Annotated in this window: 1 protein-coding gene; it reads left to right on the forward strand. The window is 60.7% G+C overall.

From position 1 onward, the window contains the following. Positions 1 to 224 (forward strand): chitobiase/beta-hexosaminidase C-terminal domain-containing protein (locus AC6RNO_RS35270; RefSeq protein WP_497108287.1); only part of this gene is annotated, 224 nt, incomplete at both ends.

Consider the following 224-nt stretch of genomic DNA (forward strand, 5'->3'; position numbering starts at 1 on the left):
CAGCGAATCCGTCCGGCGTCGCGGTAGCGTCGGGCACGACCGTAGCGTTGTCCACGGCAACTTCTGGAGCGACGATCTACTACACGACCGACGGCAGCACGCCAACCGCTAGCAGTACGGCTTACAGCACGCCGATCAGCGTGACGAGCGCGATGACGATCAAGGCGATTGCGGTAAAATCGGGCATGACCAATAGTGCCGAGATGAGCGAGAGCTACACGATC

It is taken from the genome of Paenibacillus sp. sgz302190 (genome assembly GCF_059820445.1).